Annotated in this window: 21 protein-coding genes; 13 read left to right on the forward strand and 8 right to left on the reverse strand. The window is 33.7% G+C overall.

The features are described 5' to 3' along the window. Window positions 1–92: 92 nt before the first annotated feature. From AR334_RS28830 to AR334_RS10145, 3 genes are all read right to left on the reverse strand, one after another. The gene (locus AR334_RS28830; protein ID WP_082692888.1) at window positions 93–314 is read right to left on the reverse strand and encodes an HNH endonuclease; all 222 of its coding nucleotides are present in this window, start codon (window positions 312–314) and stop codon (window positions 93–95) included. Window positions 315–727: 413 nt separating this feature from the next. Continuing rightward, on the reverse strand, window positions 728–901 hold the full coding sequence (locus AR334_RS29465; RefSeq protein WP_156431233.1) for a hypothetical protein: 174 nt from the start codon (window positions 899–901) through the stop codon (window positions 728–730). Between the two features lie 421 nt (window positions 902–1,322). After that, window positions 1,323–1,871, reverse strand: coding sequence for a hypothetical protein (locus AR334_RS10145; protein ID WP_156431234.1), 549 nt, complete (start codon window positions 1,869–1,871; stop codon window positions 1,323–1,325). A gap of 468 nt (window positions 1,872–2,339) precedes the next feature. On the opposite strand from AR334_RS10145, the gene AR334_RS10150 reads away from it, so the two are divergent. The 4 genes from AR334_RS10150 (at window position 2,340) to AR334_RS10165 (ending at window position 4,761) form a co-directional block, all read left to right on the forward strand. After that, a complete protein-coding gene (locus tag AR334_RS10150; RefSeq protein ID WP_172799198.1) occupies window positions 2,340–3,344 on the forward strand; it encodes a TniQ family protein in 1,005 nt (334 codons plus the stop codon). A gap of 77 nt (window positions 3,345–3,421) precedes the next feature. Then, window positions 3,422–4,015: a hypothetical protein gene (locus AR334_RS10155; RefSeq protein ID WP_066309202.1), complete on the forward strand. Its 594-nt coding sequence runs from the start codon at window positions 3,422–3,424 to the stop codon at window positions 4,013–4,015. Window positions 4,016–4,085: 70 nt separating this feature from the next. After that, entirely contained in the window at window positions 4,086–4,277 is a 192-nt protein-coding gene (locus tag AR334_RS10160; RefSeq protein WP_172799199.1) for a hypothetical protein, read from the forward strand. Further along, a complete protein-coding gene (locus AR334_RS10165; protein ID WP_156431237.1) occupies window positions 4,228–4,761 on the forward strand; it encodes an IS630 transposase-related protein in 534 nt (177 codons plus the stop codon). Before AR334_RS10160 ends, AR334_RS10165 begins: the two co-directional genes overlap by 50 nt. Before the next feature lie 46 nt (window positions 4,762–4,807). Here the strand turns inward: AR334_RS10165 and AR334_RS10170 are convergent, their stop codons facing one another. Both AR334_RS10170 and AR334_RS10175 read right to left on the reverse strand, forming a co-directional pair. Next, the gene (locus tag AR334_RS10170) at window positions 4,808–6,628 is read right to left on the reverse strand and encodes an ATP-dependent helicase (RefSeq protein ID WP_066309215.1); all 1,821 of its coding nucleotides are present in this window, start codon (window positions 6,626–6,628) and stop codon (window positions 4,808–4,810) included. Continuing rightward, window positions 6,628–8,628 carry an ATP-dependent endonuclease gene (locus AR334_RS10175; RefSeq protein WP_066309217.1) on the reverse strand — a complete coding sequence of 667 codons (2,001 nt, stop codon included), beginning with the start codon at window positions 8,626–8,628 and terminating at the stop codon, window positions 6,628–6,630. Before AR334_RS10175 ends, AR334_RS10170 begins: the two co-directional genes overlap by 1 nt. Before the next feature lie 430 nt (window positions 8,629–9,058). Between AR334_RS10175 and AR334_RS10180 the strand changes: the two genes are divergently transcribed. The 3 genes from AR334_RS10180 to AR334_RS10190 are packed head-to-tail and all read left to right on the forward strand — an operon-like array spanning window position 9,059 to window position 12,552. After that, on the forward strand, window positions 9,059–9,742 hold the full coding sequence (locus AR334_RS10180; RefSeq protein WP_066309219.1) for a restriction endonuclease: 684 nt from the start codon (window positions 9,059–9,061) through the stop codon (window positions 9,740–9,742). Between the two features lie 27 nt (window positions 9,743–9,769). Then, complete coding sequence (locus AR334_RS10185) at window positions 9,770–11,425, forward strand: DEAD/DEAH box helicase family protein (RefSeq protein WP_066309221.1); 1,656 nt, start codon at window positions 9,770–9,772, stop codon at window positions 11,423–11,425. Beyond that, entirely contained in the window at window positions 11,422–12,552 is a 1,131-nt protein-coding gene (locus tag AR334_RS10190) for a hypothetical protein (protein WP_066309224.1), read from the forward strand. Before AR334_RS10185 ends, AR334_RS10190 begins: the two co-directional genes overlap by 4 nt. A gap of 101 nt (window positions 12,553–12,653) precedes the next feature. Here the strand turns inward: AR334_RS10190 and AR334_RS10195 are convergent, their stop codons facing one another. Then, a complete protein-coding gene (locus AR334_RS10195; protein WP_066309227.1) occupies window positions 12,654–13,052 on the reverse strand; it encodes a hypothetical protein in 399 nt (132 codons plus the stop codon). Window positions 13,053–13,098: 46 nt separating this feature from the next. Next, entirely contained in the window at window positions 13,099–14,283 is a 1,185-nt protein-coding gene (locus tag AR334_RS10200; RefSeq protein ID WP_066309230.1) for an RES domain-containing protein, read from the reverse strand. 275 nt (window positions 14,284–14,558) lie between these two features. On the opposite strand from AR334_RS10200, the gene AR334_RS10205 reads away from it, so the two are divergent. From AR334_RS10205 to AR334_RS10230, 6 genes are all read left to right on the forward strand, one after another. Continuing rightward, a complete protein-coding gene (locus tag AR334_RS10205; protein ID WP_066309241.1) occupies window positions 14,559–15,707 on the forward strand; it encodes a phospholipase D-like domain-containing protein in 1,149 nt (382 codons plus the stop codon). Window positions 15,708–16,157: 450 nt separating this feature from the next. Next, window positions 16,158–16,382 carry a molybdopterin dinucleotide binding domain-containing protein gene (locus AR334_RS30335; RefSeq protein ID WP_253701254.1) on the forward strand — a complete coding sequence of 75 codons (225 nt, stop codon included), beginning with the start codon at window positions 16,158–16,160 and terminating at the stop codon, window positions 16,380–16,382. Between the two features lie 90 nt (window positions 16,383–16,472). Next, window positions 16,473–16,883, forward strand: coding sequence for a nitrate reductase cytochrome c-type subunit (locus AR334_RS10215; RefSeq protein ID WP_066309249.1), 411 nt, complete (start codon window positions 16,473–16,475; stop codon window positions 16,881–16,883). Window positions 16,884–16,946: 63 nt separating this feature from the next. After that, window positions 16,947–17,210, forward strand: a complete 264-nt coding sequence (locus AR334_RS10220; protein WP_066309258.1) for a chaperone NapD — start codon at window positions 16,947–16,949, stop codon at window positions 17,208–17,210. Next, window positions 17,207–17,770, forward strand: a complete 564-nt coding sequence (locus AR334_RS10225; RefSeq protein WP_066309264.1) for a 4Fe-4S binding protein — start codon at window positions 17,207–17,209, stop codon at window positions 17,768–17,770. Before AR334_RS10220 ends, AR334_RS10225 begins: the two co-directional genes overlap by 4 nt. A gap of 93 nt (window positions 17,771–17,863) precedes the next feature. Continuing rightward, on the forward strand, window positions 17,864–18,433 hold the full coding sequence (locus tag AR334_RS10230) for a DNA-3-methyladenine glycosylase I (protein ID WP_066309272.1): 570 nt from the start codon (window positions 17,864–17,866) through the stop codon (window positions 18,431–18,433). A 49-nt stretch (window positions 18,434–18,482) separates the two neighbouring features. On the opposite strand, the gene AR334_RS29895 is transcribed toward AR334_RS10230, so the two are convergent. Next, entirely contained in the window at window positions 18,483–18,647 is a 165-nt protein-coding gene (locus AR334_RS29895) for a hypothetical protein (protein ID WP_172799200.1), read from the reverse strand. Window positions 18,648–18,778 lie beyond the last annotated feature (131 nt).

Here is an 18,778-nt window from a genome sequence, read left to right on the forward strand (position 1 = left end):
CGCCCCAATACAAGTAATCCAATGCTTTGTACAGTTTATGAATTTTAGCTGTGTAATTTACCAATGTATCATGTTCATAGAATTTATTTTACTCATAATTTGTTGTTTACTATTTTTCTCATCTCATCTATAGAAAGTACATAATCAGGTTTTCTGTGTATCATTCTGTGACAATTAGAGCAAACGGGTAATAGGTCCGTTCTGGGGTCAAATGGCTGCTCATCTCCTTTTAAAGTTTGTAATGGTTTTACATGATGGACCTCGATAAATTCTTTTCCTCGTTCACCGTAAACCTCTTCAAAATTTGTATATATTTATTAGAATTTTGTCCCTACTTCTAGTTATTTATATTATAATGGAATGAAGGGTTAAAATAACTAAATGATTTACTGAAAACTATCAGAAAATACACAAGGTACAAAGGGATGTAACCATACTGTACTATCAACAGAAACAAAGGAGTAATAAAAAAGGATGGTTAAGTTAACCATCCTTTTCTGACATACCTGAAATTAATATAAGATTATGGTACCGTCAGCAAAAACCTCCATTTTATCATTAGAAATGGGATTATATACTGCCTTTTTATTTGCCAAAAACAGTATGACTTCGTTTTATAATAGAATCATGTTCGTAGAGGCTCCTTGTCAAAGGATATTGGTTTTAATCTAATTTCCATTTAAATGTGTCACTTATATAAGCAAAAACTGTTCATTTAACTAGACGGTCACACAAGGTCTTCCTCGAACTGTAATTGGCTTTTTAAATTGTCTTTCCACACTTTATCTGCATGGTGCAATCGAAACAGCGTTAGGCTGTCAACAACTGGATATAATTTCCGTTTGTTTCTAGGAATTTTCCGGTTATTAATTGGTTTTTTATTCAAACCCTTGGTTGCCATTTTGTATCAACCTTTAGACGATTATTTTCCAGAAATAAAAAACTTCTAGAAACATCGATGTATTTCCTGTAATTTCTAGGTAAAAAAATATGTTTTTCTTTATATATTAAACTTTTAAGTTAAAAAAAGAGGTGGAGTAAAAATTTCTCCACCCAAGACCAAAATTTATTTTTTTTTATAAACCATCATTTTTAATTGTATCTGCTAAATGGACGATTCGATTTTTTATTCGTTTTCCTTCCAAGGGGTCATTATTATATCTAATCGCCAATTCTTTTAAAGCCTGAAGTAAGTTTGTCCTATTTGGTTTGTCAAGTGATTCATAGCTAATAATAGTTCTTTGTTATCAATTTCTACTGCTTTCAATCCAATATCTCCTCATCATACCAAAAATAAATTTCTTTTAAGTTAATAAAATTCTTTATTTATGCTTTTCCTTTCGAGATGGTATTTGACTGATGCTGCTTTCTTCGTGGAATTCCTCTCTATTGGTATTAATGGATTTATCCAGCAACGATAATTGAATTAGAAAAGAAATGTCATTTAGGTGAGAACTCGCTCCAAATTCCCTCATTTGTTTTAAAACCCCACCAACCATGAAGGTTAAACCAATAAAGAGTAAATAGATGGCTAATAAAGGTGTAGCTTTTTCCATATTCCCATCTCTGATTTCAAAAAACGCATATGACAATAATCCCGTAACCAGAACAGCAACAACTAATTGTCTGATTATATCAGAAAGTGGATATTTCCGATTATATTCGACCATCGCAATTTCCCTTTTGATGATTTCATCCAATCTTAACAATTGTTCATCGGTTGTAATTGAAAAAGTCTCGCTTAGCATTTTCCTAAAAGGCTCTATATTGAAAGCAAGAGTATTTGAAGGTTTAAATTTAATCATTTTTCGTTTATGCTGCTCTCCGCCAAAATAAAGCACTAAAAAATAAATAATAATGCTTAAAACCATCCACTTTATTTCCTTGCCATAAAAAAATAAAAAAATGATTACTGGAAAACAAAGACTGGTTAAAAGGTAAAGGATAATCCAGCCATTAATTTTTACATTTCGAAGAAACGTACTATTAAAGCCGAATTGCCGCTTATATTCTTTTAACAATTGATAAATGAACATGGAACCATCCTTGCTAAGTTTAAATTTTCTCTGTCTATTATACTTTTAAATGTCTTATTGATATAAGTATTTATCCTTGTTTTTCTTAAAAACTATAAAAATATGCATAAAATTAAAAGTTTAGGTGAATACTCTCGGTAAAAAAAATAAGGAGCGATAAACATCAGACCTTTTATTAATCGTTTTGAAATCTATCCAGAGGAAAGCTTAATTAGTTATTTATATCGGCTATAGTTCACCAACCATCTAGATTCATCGATTCCTTTCGGACATGTTTTAGGAGTAAGGTGGTGGGAGTTGCCGTTGAATCTAGTTGATGATGAGGCATGTGAAAAAATATCAGTATTAAGCGGCAATGACAAAAATGTACTATATTCCAAATCTTATCACTCCATGTTAAAGAACCTGAACGATAGTCAAATCAAAATGTGGTTCCATCGTTCAGGAATAAAATATTGTCCAAAATGTTTAGCAGATAACAAAGCTCATCAATATTTATGGGAATTAAAACCAATCAGTATGTGTGCAAAGCATAATGTTTTCTTAATAGACACATGCCCAGGTTGCTATAACGAAATTCAGATGCACGCATTAATCCGTGGCAATTGCAGTCATTGTTATTTTCATTTGGAATTTGCAGAACCATTAGAAATAAAACAGCATGATTATATTCATTTGGCACAGTATCAATTTCAACAATTGATTAACGGAGATAATAAAAAAGGCTTTAGAGGGTTAACATCAATTCAAGTCATGATTCTATTTGATTCGTTGTTTCGAGTATTTGATGGTTTTGAAAGCTTCGTTGACACAAAAGCGAACTTCTTAGGAAGCAAGATTAAATTAAAATCCGGTAATCAAGAAGAATACGCCGTTTCTTTTGCAAATATGTATTGGATGGTGGTTGATAACTTTCCGAATCATTTTATCCATGCCTTAAACGTTTTTTATAGAAGTGATTCATCACGCAAAAAGTATAGAAAAAGACATTTTTTGAATTTTATATCCAACCATGGCGAGTTTGATTTTATAAAAAAAGAATTGGAGTCATTTAAAGAGACTCAAATAAGAAACGGAATGTTTCCAAGAAACATAGAAACATTTGATGTTTTTTTTACTACAAAGCGGAAGCAGTTGTATTACACGAAAAGGGACCTTTTTAAAAACTTCAATATTTCTAAAGATGAAATAGAAAAAATGTGTGAAAGCAACCTATTAAGAGCAAAAAAAGTGGTTGTTGAAGCTCACACAAATTACTATTTTGGGAAACAAGAAACAGATAGAATGCTGAAAGCTTACTTATTATAACGTTAGTTGTGGATGAGTTTTCAGGATATCCCCTTGGATATAACCTCGGGTTCAGTCCACCTTCCTATGTTTCTATCATGCAAGCATTAAATCATGCCATTCAACCCAAAGATTATATAAAAGAAAAATATCCAACGATACAAAATGAATGGGATTCCTGGGGGATTTATTTTTTTCTATTTTTTAAATTCTGTTTTCTAGTGAATTTGAAGGAAGCCATAGAGCTTCCATCATTTAGAAACATTAGTCCCATTAAAAAAATAAACTTCTTAAAACGCAGATCAGAAAAAAGAAATATAGTAATGATGCGGTTCATTACAACTCTTGCCCATTTTGTTACTGTTGAGCCCAATAAATATTTACCTGAAATACTATGTGCTTTTCATAAAACAAAGGTAAAGTCAGTTGATTCTTATAATGCTGATTACCATCATTTAAAAATGATTAATGAGGCGAACCTTATGGAGTCTACTGATATAAATATCAATAAGAATACATTGTTTAAAGGAAACAAGCAGCATAAAAAATATATTACTCATTCTGAAGCTCTTCACATGTTGAAAACAGAATGGGGTACCTTTCAAAATTTGTGTCAATTCGGATTGATAAAGCTTCACGATTCAGATTTAGGTAAAAAGAAAGTTTATCTAATTGAAAGAAAGTGTTCTTGATTATCTAAAAATGAAAAAAGAATGCTTGAATATATCCAAGCTAATGAACTATTTAGGTGTTACATTTCATATGGCAACTGGACTTTTAGAAATGGAACTTATCCCCGTTCTTCATGGACCGAAAAAAGATGGATATCCGATATGGTATATAAAGAGGGAAGAGGCAGAACGATTTTTTCAAAATCTAATTTCATTGTCAAAGAAGGAATTACTTGAAGGATTCAAATTGGGTTGGTTTAAAAAAGGTAATTATGTACCTTAGACCATATGAAGTAGATAGTGCTTCATTAATCGAATTATTGCTGAACGAAGAATTGCACTTTGCTACACTACAGAACCCAAAGAGTTTAAATGACATCTATATTAATGTTAAAGTCCTAGATTGCTTTATTCGAAAGAAAACGCTCGATATAATCGAAACTCACGGATTCAAAGTAAAACAGTTGAAGAAAGTTTTTAAAGTCGGGGAATCGAAAATTTATCGTTGGATTGATGAAGGAAAAATAACATCTAAACAAAAAGCTTGGACCGGATGTGAGAGTAAGTATATTTCAGTTGAGGAAACAAAGAAAGCTCTGATGGAGATTAAGGGATGTGATGATGGTGTAGTTGAAGAATATATAGATGTTATTTTGTGTAGAGGCTGTTTTAAAATTAAAAAAGCGAGCATAAAATTTTGTCTAATGCTCGCTTTGATTATTACAGGTGTTGTAAGTTCTTTTAGGAAAAAAAGTTTTTTTGTTTAAGCAACCTCGTAGATAGCTCTTTTGCTATCTAATCACTTATTTATTATTAATTTATAAACGTTGAAATGTTTTTTTCACGACATGCATTGTATAATTCAATCCAAAACATCGAAGGCTCTTTCCGATTATATCCATATCCTGATTTTTTCAAATACCTTTTTGATCTTAACAGATAACAAACTCTTTTTGCTCTTGTTAAACAAACAAAGAATAATCTTCGGTCTTCATTTAGCTTATTCGCATCATCCACGTTTTTATAATAAGGAAAAATCCCATCTTCCATTCCCAACATGATAACAACTTCGAATTCCAATCCCTTTGAGCTATGCCTAGTTGAAATGGTAACTTGATTGTTAGGTTTTCCAAGCAATGAAAACTGTGTTATATCGTAGGTTTTGTATTTTCCATTTTTAGCGGATTCGAATAAATTATCTAAGTATTTCTGTTCCTCCTTGTATTTATCTACATTTTTTACTGTTTGAATAAGGTTAAGGTGTTGTTCTAGAAAAGTTAACCAGTCCAATAAATTTTGCTCATTTTTTTTACTAGCAACAAGGGTGCTATAAAAATTTTTTCTTAATATAATTTGCTCTTCTTCTAAAAAATTAGTTGAGAAGTTCATGCATAATTTAATCCAGAAATCAGATATCTCTGTGAACAGTTTGGATGATGGGTCTGTTAACCAAGAAGTGCAATCTTTTAACCATAAAACCACATCGCTATTTGCAAAATCAAATTTAGCTAAATAACAGGGGATATTATGTTGCTCCATTATTGAAGCTAAAGTGTTGGCGGCCGCCCCACTATTCACTAACACACATATTTCATCAAACTCTATCCCATCTTTTTTGCACTGTGGAATTATTGTATTAATAACATAATCATATTGGTCGGTTAGTTCTTTATCACATGTAATAAAGTGAAACTCTGCTGATTCCCCGTGTCTTGTTCCTGCCTTATATTCACGGTCATCCAAATTAAGTGCAATTGATGAAGCATCGATTATTTCTTGATTACTTCTATAATTGGTTTTTAAATGGATAGATTTTAGTTCAGGATTAACATGTAATTCTAGTAAAAAGTCAGGTATTGCGCCGTTAAAGCTATAGATTGACTGGTCAGGGTCCCCAACTGCAAAAATTTTAATATTCGTTGTTCGAAGGAGAGCTAATATCATTTCATGCATTGGTTTTGCATTATCTTGATATTCATCAATAAGTATCCAAGGAAATTTTGCTTCCAAACATTGGCGTACATAATCTTCACGGACAATTAGTTCATTGGAATATTTAATAATTTCAATAAAATCAGTTTTACCCAAATTTCTTAACCTTCGCTCATAATCTTTTATCGCATCAGTTAAAATAGGATTAGGAGTATAAGGAACTTTACTTAAGCCTTTAATTGAATGGCATCTTTCTGTGTCTAATCTTTCCTTTGTATAGTCCCATGGGTCTAAGCTAAACTTTTCTTGTATTGCTTTATAAAGACTTCTTTTTTCGCTTTCTGTAATAATATCTAATGGAATAGGAAAACCATCATCAAAAAGGTGGGCGAACGGTTTTAAAATGTGGGCGATACAAAATGCATGAACAGTCCCTAAAAACACGTTATTTCTCCTTTGATAACCCATTTTTTTGATTCGGGTAGTAAACTCTTTGGCTGCCTCTTTACTAAAAGTAATACAAGCTAATCCTCTTGGTATATCAATCTTCTCGTTTAATAATTTCAATATTTTCAATGTTAATACTGTCGTTTTACCGCTCCCAGGGCCAGCTAGAACAACAGTGCTGGTATTCGATTCAAACGCTTCTAACTGCTCCCTATCCTTTTGTATTTGCTGAAGTTTTTGTGCAAATAAGTCCATTAAATATCATCTACTTTTTTGTAAATAGTTTCGATTGCCTCTTTTATATAGTCAGGTATATGATTCAAGTTACAATCAATAGAGAATTGTTGAGCGAAGCGCCCTTTACCAATACTAGAATTACTGCTTTCAATTTTTGCAAGACAGGAGACAAAATCCCCGTTATTAAATGCTTTTTTAAAATTCTCCTTTTGTTGCTTTTTACCTAATGTGAGGTCATTGAATAATTTAATAATGATTTCTTTATCTTTTTCATTTACCGTTTTTTTGAAAATATCAATTTCCATTGTGTACATACCAATAAAAAAACCATAATTCTTAAAAAAGATATCCTGTGATGGGTAATCTTTTGGAACTTTATTTGGTTTTACTTTGTTTGTATCAATTAAAAGTTTTGCCACTCTGTCGTTCCCATCGTAACCGAACCTAGTATGAGCATCAATTGCCATTTTCCCAAAAATCTTTTTATCCTTCCCATCTACTTTACCAACAAAATAGTAATCTCCATCGGTGACAACCACATAAGGAATGCCCAGTGCATCTAAAAACTGAACATAAGGCTTAAAATTTGTGGAGCTGATATTGCAGCAGATAAGTCCTTTACTATCTAATGGCATTCCTAACTTTTCAGCAAAACTCGGAATAAGGTATTCTTCAGCATCCCCTTCCACTAAAATTACGCCTTTTCCAAAGTAAATTTCGCCTCGTTTAACATCAACAAAGCGCTCCAAATCTTTTTGATTTCGGTCCTCAAGCTTAAGGGAAGCCGTCGTATTTACTTCCGTTCCCTTTGTTGAATATCGCATATGAACGATGGAATCAATTGGAGCTACGGATGTTATAAAAGGTGAATGTGTAGTCATTAATAATGATGTATTTTGCTTCATTACATCTTTATAAATGATTCGCTGAAGGGCAGGGTGTAAATGGGACTCAGGTTCTTCAATTGCTAAAATGGTAACACCCTTATTGGATGAATGATTATCCATAAATTCATATAATTTCTTTCGTTTGCTAGCCGTTATGTTCTTTTTTAATATTAATTTATCCTTTTTAGTATTTTTCTTATAGCATTCCTGCATGATTTCATGTCCTGCTTCCTGCAGTAACTCTTCATACCTATCTATTTTTAGGATGGAAGGTATTGTGTTATCTTCCAGTGAAAGTAGGATTAATGAAATATAAAGGATATTATTTAATCCCAGGCTTGTATCACTTGTAGGTCGCTTTGCATTGGAACCAATCATTAACTTTAAGGTATTTAATAACCTGTTAGGGTCCACATCAATCGTTTCTAATGACACGGCAGCGTCTACTTGTGTCCCTATAATATCCGAATATCTTTTATTGATATTTTCGGTTAAGTCCAGTAATTCATCAATGGACAACACCTCATCGCTTTTTTCTTTTAATTCTTTTGCAATAAATTGAAGTTCTTCCTTATTGATTTCATATTGCTTTATCAACTGATTAACCGGAGACCTTCTACTGTTCCTCATCTCAGATTCTACATCACGTATTGCAGGGATTACTTTAATATTTAAATAACGGCGAAGAAATGGTGTAAAGGCATTATCAACGTCATTTCCTTGATAGATACGATACATATACTGATATTTGCCACTTACCTTTTTAGCAGGGTAATATTCATAAGTAAAACGTAAAGTTTTGGGAGAAGTTGAAACGGTTGCATCACATAATGTTGATAAGATGGTCTTGTTATGTTCATAACCTTGAATTTCAATCATGACTTCAATTTTTTCACCGTTTTCCATCGGATTATTTAGTCCCCCGTAGAAGTCTGATTCCAACAAAAAACGGTCTTCATCTGATAGTTGTGGGTCAAGAATAAGTTGTATCGCCCTTAAAAAATTTGTTTTTCCAACGTTATTTTCACCTATAATTATTTGTTTGTGATTTAAATTCACATCTATTTCATTATAATTTCGGAAATTCTTTATTTTAACTCGGGATATAAAAGGAGAATTAGGCGAATACATTTTTATGACCTCCATATTTCTACAAAATCTACCATTATTTTATATAAAAATTTAAGGATAGACAATATTACCTAGTAATATTTGCTAAATTAGTAGAAAAATATAATAATGTAATTTTGGATATATTGGGATGAATACAGTTGAAAAACAAGTTGGTCCGCATCTAAATCCCAAACTCACAGTAAAATACATATAATAACAGCTTCCCTAAAGAACTTTTTCATCGAAGGTCAGCCTGGAAATTAACAGTCTAGCTCGTTCAGTTATAAAAACTATGAGCTTCTTTAAATCACCTGAAAACCTTTCTGGAAATTCCGTTTGGGGAGAAGTGTTGAATTTTACACGTTTAAAAATGCATCAACAATTTTCTTGGAGAATATTCCTTTGAAATTCGGAATAAGGAATAAATAGGACAATTGGGGGTGTTCTCGTGGGAAGGCGAAGAAGGAGAAAAAATTTAAAAAGCCTACGCCAATTGGAAGGGCTAATTTTGATTGGCATCATTTTATATGCTTTTTTTCAAGGGTTATTAAATTGGTTTAAGGAATTTATTAATTATTTGCAATTTAAAATAATGCAATTTACCTTTCTAGATTGGACAATGCTTGCTGTTGCTGCAATTACTATTGTAGTGGTTACATTCCTCCTAATCCAAAACCATCTGGTACAAAAAGCCGAACGTCAAAGAGAGGAAGAATTTATCAGACACTCTCAAAGGAAAGAGAATTTATTAATGCATGCAAAAGCCGACAAGCTTAAATCTATGCAGCCCTTTGAATTCGAGAAATATATTAGAGATTTATTTAGCATGAAGGGATATGAAACTACATTAACCCCTATAACAGGTGATGGTGGTAAAGATATTATTTTAAGAAAAGGTAATGACATTTTAATTGTGGAATGCAAGAGATATAATGCAACGAAAGTAACAAGACCAGATATTCAAAAGTTTCATAGCGCCATAATGGACATGGAGGCCAAGGAAGGTCTTTATGTTACAACGGGGTATTTTACAGCTCCAGCTATTAAATATGTATTAGATAAACCTATCATTTTAATTGATTTACCAAGATTGTTGGACCTGATTGAAGATGTAAATAAATCAATCGTATAACATAACAATTTAGAGGGGGACTATCAATTGTACAAAAAACCACTTATTATTCATGAGTATAGTGGATTGTTTTATTTACTTGATTGGTTAGACGAAGATGAAAAACTAAAAGAAAAACTCATTACTTTTTCAAATTTATTAAAAGCTCCAGAGGAAGTGAGTACCTTTGAACTTACCCCTTATTCATTATGGACTGCTGCGGCTAAGGGAATTACGGACGATGAAATTATTTCATTTCTTCATGAAAACACTCAAAACGAAATGACAGAATCATTCCAATTAAAAATCAAAAAAAATATAAGGGAATTCGGACTGCTTGAATTCCATTCCGATAGGGATTATGTTGTCCTTACAGGAAGAAATAATGAAATCATTACTTTTATAAAAGGGATTGAAGGTATAGATATCAGGGCAATTGATGAAGATGAACGTTCAATCACTTTTCCGTATTGGGAGAAAGCAGAAATCAAGAAAATTCTTTTTAAGTACGATTTATTCGTAAAAGATGTTACCAAAAAAGTTAGTGATGTATTTGATTTTAATGTTCTATCCAAAGATACATATGGAAATGAAATAGAACTGTTTGAATATCAAAAGGAAGCCGTCAAGTCATTTATAAAGTATCATCAGTACGCTGGCGGCGGTGGAACGATTATAATGCCCCCAAATTCAGGTAAAACTCTTGTTGCCCTTAGTATAATAGAACGTTTGAAAACGACTACCCTAATTGTGACGGAGAATGATTCCAGTATAGAGAGATGGATAGTGGAACTAGAGGAGAAATCTGATTATCCCCAGGAAAAAATCGGATTAATCTCTGATACTTCAGTTGAACAACAACCTATTACCATTGGGACATATGAAGACGTGGTAAAAAATCTAAATTCAATAGGCGAATTTGGAATTGTAATTTATGATGACGCTCATAAATTACCAGCCGAAAACTATGAACAAGCAATTAATGTAAGGTCATCGTATAAAATAGCTTTAACATCCACCCTTGCGCGGGCAGATAACAATGGAAATAGAGTATTTGCACTTGTAGGTCCTAAATGGTTTGAAATATTACCTAAAACCTTAAGAAAATTAGGATTTCAGGTGCCCGTCCATTGTTTTGAAATTAAAATCCCTCTAACAGAACTAGAAAAAGAAAAATATTCGAGAGCCAAGGATGATTCCGAAAGAAGAAATATTGCTGCTAAGAATGAATCGAAAAAAATAGCTCTTGAATATATCCTTCAGAAAAGACCTGGAGACCGTACATTAATTGTTTCTTATCGGTTACCTTTAGCAGATTTTTATGGAGAATACTTAGATTTGCCTGTCATAACAAGTAACATTTCCCCGAATGAGATACAACGTTTAAATGTAGCATGGAATGATAAAAGCATTCAAAATATGATAACTGCATCACTCATGATTGAGAAAAAACAACTAAAAGAGATTGATACAATGATTTCGATTTCCTATCAAAAAGGCTCAAGAAGAGAAGAGTATCTTCGGATAGGTAAATTGCTTCCATCAGAAAATCAAAAACAAGATGCTCATTTCTTTTCTTTGGTAACAAGTAATACAATTGAAGAAAAGGACTATTTTAGAAGAAAGAGAAGCCTCATTAATTATGGATTTTTGTTTAGAATTATTACATTAGAACAGTTATTGGATGGAGGGGAGGATATTTGAACTTAGAAGAAGCATTATTAACTTTAGAGGTCCAAGAAATAAAAACAATTGCAAAAGAATTAGAAGTGCATATAGAAGATAATTTTACAAAAAGGTGGTATGTGATTAAAGTTTGTGAAAAATTATTAAACTTTTCTTATTTGATGAATACAGTCTTTCCTAAAATGAGCAATGATTCTCTGAATTCATTATTTAAATTTGTTTTTACAGGAGTTCCACCTAAGAATGAAAATCGAAAGGAACTATCTAAATTTGGCTGCATGGTTAACAATACTGTTCCAGAAGATTTATTTTCAGTGTTATGGCAGAATGGAAGGTCCTTAGTAGTATCTGAGCTTCCAGACATTAAGCATAGATTTACACCAAGTTATTTCTTAAGATGCATTCAATTGCTCCTTTACATGAAGGAAGAAAAGGTAATTCATGAAACGAAAAAACGTTTTGTAAAAGAACTTAATAAAATAGAACAAGCACTTTTTATTACTAATAATGACAGCAATATGATAAGACGTTTATTTTCTTATTTAATTTCTGAAAAATTGGTGTTAAGGGAGAATAAAAAGCTTTATTTTAATGAAAATATCTTTTCGCAATGGAAACTAGAAGAAAGCCACGAAAGATTAAAACGGTATTATAATTATCAAGCAGATTCATATAATATCTTTGAGCTATTAAGCACTATTGGTAAGTTACAGGACAGACGAGAAGAATGGGTTCGGCTTGCCTATGTGCCGTCGATAACTCTTGGTCCAGAGAAAGCTCAAACCTTGGGTTTGGCGAGATATGTAACATATAATGGGAAAATGTATATCCAACTAACTCCAGAAGGGTGGTTTCTAATCAAAGGAGAAACTCCACTCGAATGGTTAGATAATAATTTCATTGTTTCTGCAGATTTCGAACTATTTATTCCTCATACATCAAATCCGCTTCTTATTTTGGACCTCTATCCATTTTGTACTCTAAAAGAAAATGATTATTTTATGGTATATGATATGAACATTTTTGATGAGAATTTATTTATCACCCATCAAAAAAAATATCGGTATTTCTACAATATGTTAAAGAAAAGAAGCAGGTATATACCTGAAGTAGTTAAATATGAATTTGAGACCAAATTTAATTAAACAAAGCGAAATTCCTAAATAGGATTATTATTACTTGATTAAATAATCTTTTCTCAAAAAAATAGGACCGCTTAACGATGGCGGTCCATTTCTCTAATGTTCTACAGAAGTTCTATAATTTCTGAGTGGGACTTATGAATAGATTTTCCCTTCGAATAAGTTGGTTCAATCACTTCATATGTATCTTTCATTTTGTCACTGAATTTCGCCTTAAAAATACTATCCTTTCTATACCAATAACTTGAACCATCACTACTAATTATAACCTTAACTTTAAACTCTTCTGCAGGTCTTATATTCATATATATATAGTATGGGTCATCAATGTCTCTCCCAGCTTCGACCAAGTACCAGCCTTCCTTTAAACAGTATGAATTAATAAGGTTTAATTTGTGTTCTGGTATTTTCACCCTTTTAAAGTTATATACTCTTTCATTTAAAATCTTTTCAAATGTAAGACCTTGGTTCGTTAGAAATTTTTCTATATCTTTATGGTTCAACTTTCCTCACCCTTTAGATAATAATTTTGCATAAATACATATAGTATTAGTCTTCCATTTCAACCACATATTTAATTTTCATATCCAATGTATATACTTTCTTCACCTGAATATCAAAACCGGCTACGATGTTGAAAAATGCGTAATTAGTGTAGTTCTCTTCTTGATGAACTCCTTCATACTTAACCCCATGATAACCAATTTCATAGCAGCAATCTCTGATGAAATTCGGTAGCAAATAAACTTCTTTTAATGTTTTTGTATCCTCATCCTTCTCGCTGAAGAAGCCACCGAAGTTTTCAAAGAAATCGATATTTAATAATTTTAAATCGTTTTTAGTTTCGAAAATACCAATATCTACTGCTTCATCATGTCCAGGATGTATTTCCAATGGGATACATTTTACCTTGTCAGAACAATATAAAACCGAGGTTCCAATTAGATTGTATCGACCATGCGAGGCAACACCTCTGGGTGGGCTCCACATCTGTTTGTCCATAAACATTTCAGCATCAATCTTACGGCTCCTCCCACGGTACAATATATTCCCTTTCTTCAGTACAATATAGTCTTCAGCTTCAAAGTGGTTCTTAAGTACATCATAAATATTTTGACCAACAGGATGTTTAAATGCTAATAACGGGTTTTTGCTAATGTATTCTTTAAAATCACTAAAATCCATTTTACCAAGGGTAATTCCATACCTAGCTGCGAATTCGGAAAACTCCTCATAATCAAATCCCCAAAAATCATCAATTTCCTTTTGGGTATAAACCTCATCGTATAGTTCAAAAATGCCTCCATCTGGGTTGTGTTTTGGATGCATTGGGTCCTTTCCATAATGGCAGTGTTGACATTGTAACTGCTTTGTTAATTCATTATGAATTAATTCGGGAATATCATGATTAAATAAAAAATCTTCTATAGATGTACCTACTGATTTTTCTTGATATTCTTCACTATCTGCATCCTTGTTCCAAGCATAATAATAATCATCAATCTCTCTTCCCTTACAATTGAAACAGGCATCAATGTACTGAGATAACACTTCTGCTAGTTCGTCGACCGCTAATACTACTTCACTGAAGTCTATGCAATAATACATATCCCCTACTTCAATACCAGTATTGCATGAAATACATTCATAATCATCATCAGTCAGTATTATTCCGTATTTGTTAAAAGCCTCTTCCAGTTCCTCGTAACATGTACTGCAGTATGTATCGGACATTTTTACACCTCGTTAAAATACCTAATTGCTAATTCCATTTTATATTTTTTTCAAGGTTGTGTTAAATTTTAATGCGATTTCTAAATAAAATTAATGCTAACATGAAAAACGGGTTCCAATCCTCATGCTAACCAAACATCGTATATTGGGTTTTATTTGGTCGTTTATTATTTATTGTCAGCATTAGGTTTCTGCTAAAATATAGATAGAATTTTATTGACGGAATAATTGTCATTGACAAAACAGAAACGAAGAATAAATGGAGGGGATGAAAAATGATGAAGCAGATTAATGTAACAGATGCAGTAATTAATCTTAGTAAGGATTCTTTCGGTTACCAAGAAGTATTGGATGATTTCGAAAATACTAGGACAGTAAACATTGTTACGTTCAATATTTCTAAGAACGATTCAGACTTAATAGAAAAGCTATATGAAATAGATGAAAAGGTATCCGTTAATATTATAACCAACATACCGAGCCGTTTTGAAACTTATGTAATACCAAAATATAAAACATGGAAAACACCAGCGCAACGGGCATTAGAAAATATAGAGTATTATTGTGATACCCTAGATTCAGTAAATTTCGATTGTGATGTTACCCTTTACTTTAACTTCGAGAACCATTCTAAAATAATAACCACCGATAATGTGGCTTACATTGGTTCAGCCAATTTTTCAGATGAAAGCCAAAACAATTTTGAGGCCGGGATTATCATCAAAAATAAAGCCGATGTAGATAGGATAAATAATGTCCTCATTCCTGAAATAATCAGGCATTCAAAAAGATTCAGCACCTCGTATTATAATGTGGTCCATGAATTTATGAAGGAAATGCTGAGGGAGTCTGCAAATGTTGCAGCAAGATTGGATGAAGGACTGTTCACTTTTGCAGAAGTGGAATATTGTCGGGATGAAAAGATATTTGATTTCTTTGATGGGTCTGTTTCGAGGGATTTATGGGAAGATTTTAAAAAAATGTGGTACAGTGTTGAAGATTTTATCTCTGAAATAATTGAAGAATTCAAGGATGAAGTTGATATAACTCCTGTGGTTGAATACTTAAAGTTGCTAAATGAGCGAATGGATTTTATTGAAGCAGAATTATCTGAATTAGCAGCTTATCAACCTGATATTTCAGACTATGCTCAAGAATCCCATCTGTACCATACAGGGGAACCAGAAGACTTGGAAATCGCCTTTCAAATAGCTCAAGATAGGATAAATGAAGAAAGAGCAGATATTTTAAGAAACATAACAAATCAAACCAACGATATTGAAAGTGCATTAGGCGATATACCTCAAATCATTGAAAAAATTAATTTGGAACTTGATAAAATTGAAGAAAATCTAAGTCAAACAATCATTTACGAAAATGAAAGAGTAATCAATAATACAGGAGAAAGAGGTAAAAGGATATAACGTTTTCCTGCACAAAAAATGGATTGTTATTATCTTTATTAAAAGAGAAGGACTGGAGCCTTCTCTTTTATTGTTTTCTTCTGGGCGTAGTCTATATTTATATTTTAAATTAATTTAACTTAAAAGGAATTCGTTCTCAATATTCATGAATGTTGAGAAAAAATTTTTCACGTTATATCACTGATTGAGAATAAAATTCACTTTTTCGCAATAACTGTGAATCTCCTTTTCACTTTTTGTGAATAGTGAGGTTGATTTATCAAGGTTTTGGCAAAACTTCTTTCTCACGGTGTTTGAAGTAAATATCAGGATCTCGATTTTTATAAATCAGCCGATCACAAGCCGGCGATTCTATTCCGTCCATTTGAAGATGCGGCAGAGGTTCCGGACCAGGAATATCCATTCTGGTTATGTACCGGACGTGTCCTAGAACACTGGCACAGCGGTTCAATGACTAGAAGGGTGCCAGAGCTTCACAAGGCATTCCCGGAAGCACTTTGCGAAATTCACCCTGATGACGCAGCAGCACTTGGCATTAAAACAGGCGATATGATTAGGGTTGTTTCCCGCAGGGGAGAGGTGAATGTGAAGGCGACCACAAAAGGCCGCGGCAATCCGCCAAAGGGACTAGTGTATGTTCCGTTCTTTGCTGAAGAAACATTGATAACCTTGTGACCTTGGATTGTTATCGCCCGATTTCCAAGCAGCCTGACTATAAAAAATGTGCAGTTAAAATTGTAAAGGCATAACGGGGGTGAAATAATCATGAAGGAAAAAGGAATTGTTTATCTCGTCGCGTTTATCGTCGTTATAACTTTAGCCATCGGGGCAACAAAACTGCAGAACTCACTGGGGTCTTCAGCATCTGAAACGGAAACTGCGTCTGCGACAGTGAATGTGGTTCAGCTGGCGGAAAAGGGCAGACCTGATGCAGCCACCATGACCCTGTTAAATGCACCGCCGTTACAGCCGGCTACTCACATTGACCGCTGGAATCCAGAGCAGCATGAGAAGAGCTGTCTTGCCTGTCACAGCAAACCCGAAACAGGAGCACCAACACCGACTGCAGACCATTTCTATGAAAATGATACAAAAGGCAAGGTTTTTAGAGATAACTGTGTCCAATGCCATGCGCAGCAAAATGACACAAAATCAAAAACGGCTTTTGGTAATTAATACTTAAGTTTGGGTCTGTTGCTAAGCGGCAGCAGACCCTTTAATCCGCAGGGGGTATGCAGAATGGTTATTTCAGGAATTTATGTGGAGACAATCCCGGGCCAAGACGGCTTTGCTGCTGAGAAATTGATGGAACTGCCGGGTGTTGAAGTGCACCATATCCATGAAGATAAAAAAGTAATTCTGACGCTTGAAACCGATACAGTGGACCAAAGCTACCTAACGGCTGAAAAATTTAAACTGATTGAAGGCGTGCTTGGGATTTGCCTTGTTTATACAAACTTTGAAGATGAACCGTTTTATCAGGAAGCGGCTGGTCTCGGATGACGGAGAAATTGAACCGAAGGCAATATCTCGCTTTGAATTGGGAATCGACGGTAGGTTTCTTAGGGAACTTTTTTGCCCCGCAAATGGAGATGGAACGCGATTTTATCCGGCCCCCGGGGGCATGCGGGGAGCTTGAGATTTTAACTTCCTGTACCAGATGCGGCAAGTGCCGGGAGGTTTGTCCGGAGCAAACGATTGCTTTATTTACACTTAACGATGGGGCAAAACTCGTAAATACGCCGTTTTTAAATCTAAATCAATCTTCATGTACTTTTTGCTTAAAATGCGTAGATGTTTGTCCAGCTGATGCCTTAAGCCAGACATTTTTTCAGAAGGAACCGCAGCTTGGCTATGTTAAGGTTGAGCCTGCCAGCTGCCTGGCCAATAAAAACGTGATGTGTGATTATTGTGTCCGGGCCTGTCCGGTAGATGGTGCAATGAGGATTTGGAACGGTGTGCCGATTATATCGAAAGAAAATTGCACAGGTTGCGGACAGTGCATTTCCAGTTGCATTGCCGATGGAACACCATTAACGGTCAAAGTAAAAGAGTATGCCTAGAAAGAAAAAATTTCTTTTAGAGCTGCTCTTTTTTGTTTGTCTAAGAAATTCTATAATGGCACTAAGGAAATTTTTTCGTAATGGAGGATGGGTATGAATCGTTGCGGTTGGGTGAATCAAGATCCATTATATATCGATTACCATGATCATGAATGGGGTGTACCTGTTTATGATGATCGCTTGTTATTTGAATACTTAAATCTAGAGGGAGCGCAAGCCGGCCTTAGCTGGTATACGATTTTAAAAAAGAGGGCTAATTACCGTAAAGCATTTGACAACTTTGACCCGAAAAAAATCATAAAATACGATGAGCGAAAAATAGAAGAACTGTTACATAATGAAGGGATTGTCAGAAACAAACTGAAAATTAATGCCGTCATCACGAATGCCCAGGCCTTCCTTCAGGTAATCGGGGAGTTTGGCTCTTTCAGTGATTATATCTGGTCCTTCGTCGACGGCAAGCCGATTCAAAATCACTTCAAGGACATGGGCGAGGTGCCGGCAACGACGGAAATCAGTGACCGGATGAGCAAAGACTTAAAAAAACGCGGCTTTAAATTTGTCGGCTCAACAATTTGTTATGCCTACATGCAAGCCGTCGGCATGGTAAATGACCATATTGTCTGCTGTGATTGTTATAAGAAAATGACTGCGATGAAATAAAAAAGAAGGTCCGCCATAGTTGTGATGGACCTTCTTTGTATTTGAAATACTATGATTGCGTAGAATTTTCCAAGCCAAAATCTTTTACAGGCAAGGTAATAATCTTGCCGCCAATTTGGACATGAACGGTATCGTTGAAGATGGCTTTTACGATTCCTTTTAACGAGATCGTGGAGTTAACCGAGATTTTTTTGGATTCAGATTGATTTGCCATATAAATCAACACCTTTCAAAGTAGTAACATCAATATTAAATAACTTTAACCTATATTATTCGGAAAAAGATTTTGATATCCTGCTTACTTTTGGCAGTTTTAAAAAAATTTTATAAAGTATCGGCCATGTT

The organism is Bacillus sp. FJAT-29814, from assembly GCF_001510715.1.
Classification (GTDB): domain Bacteria; phylum Bacillota; class Bacilli; order Bacillales; family Cytobacillaceae; genus Neobacillus.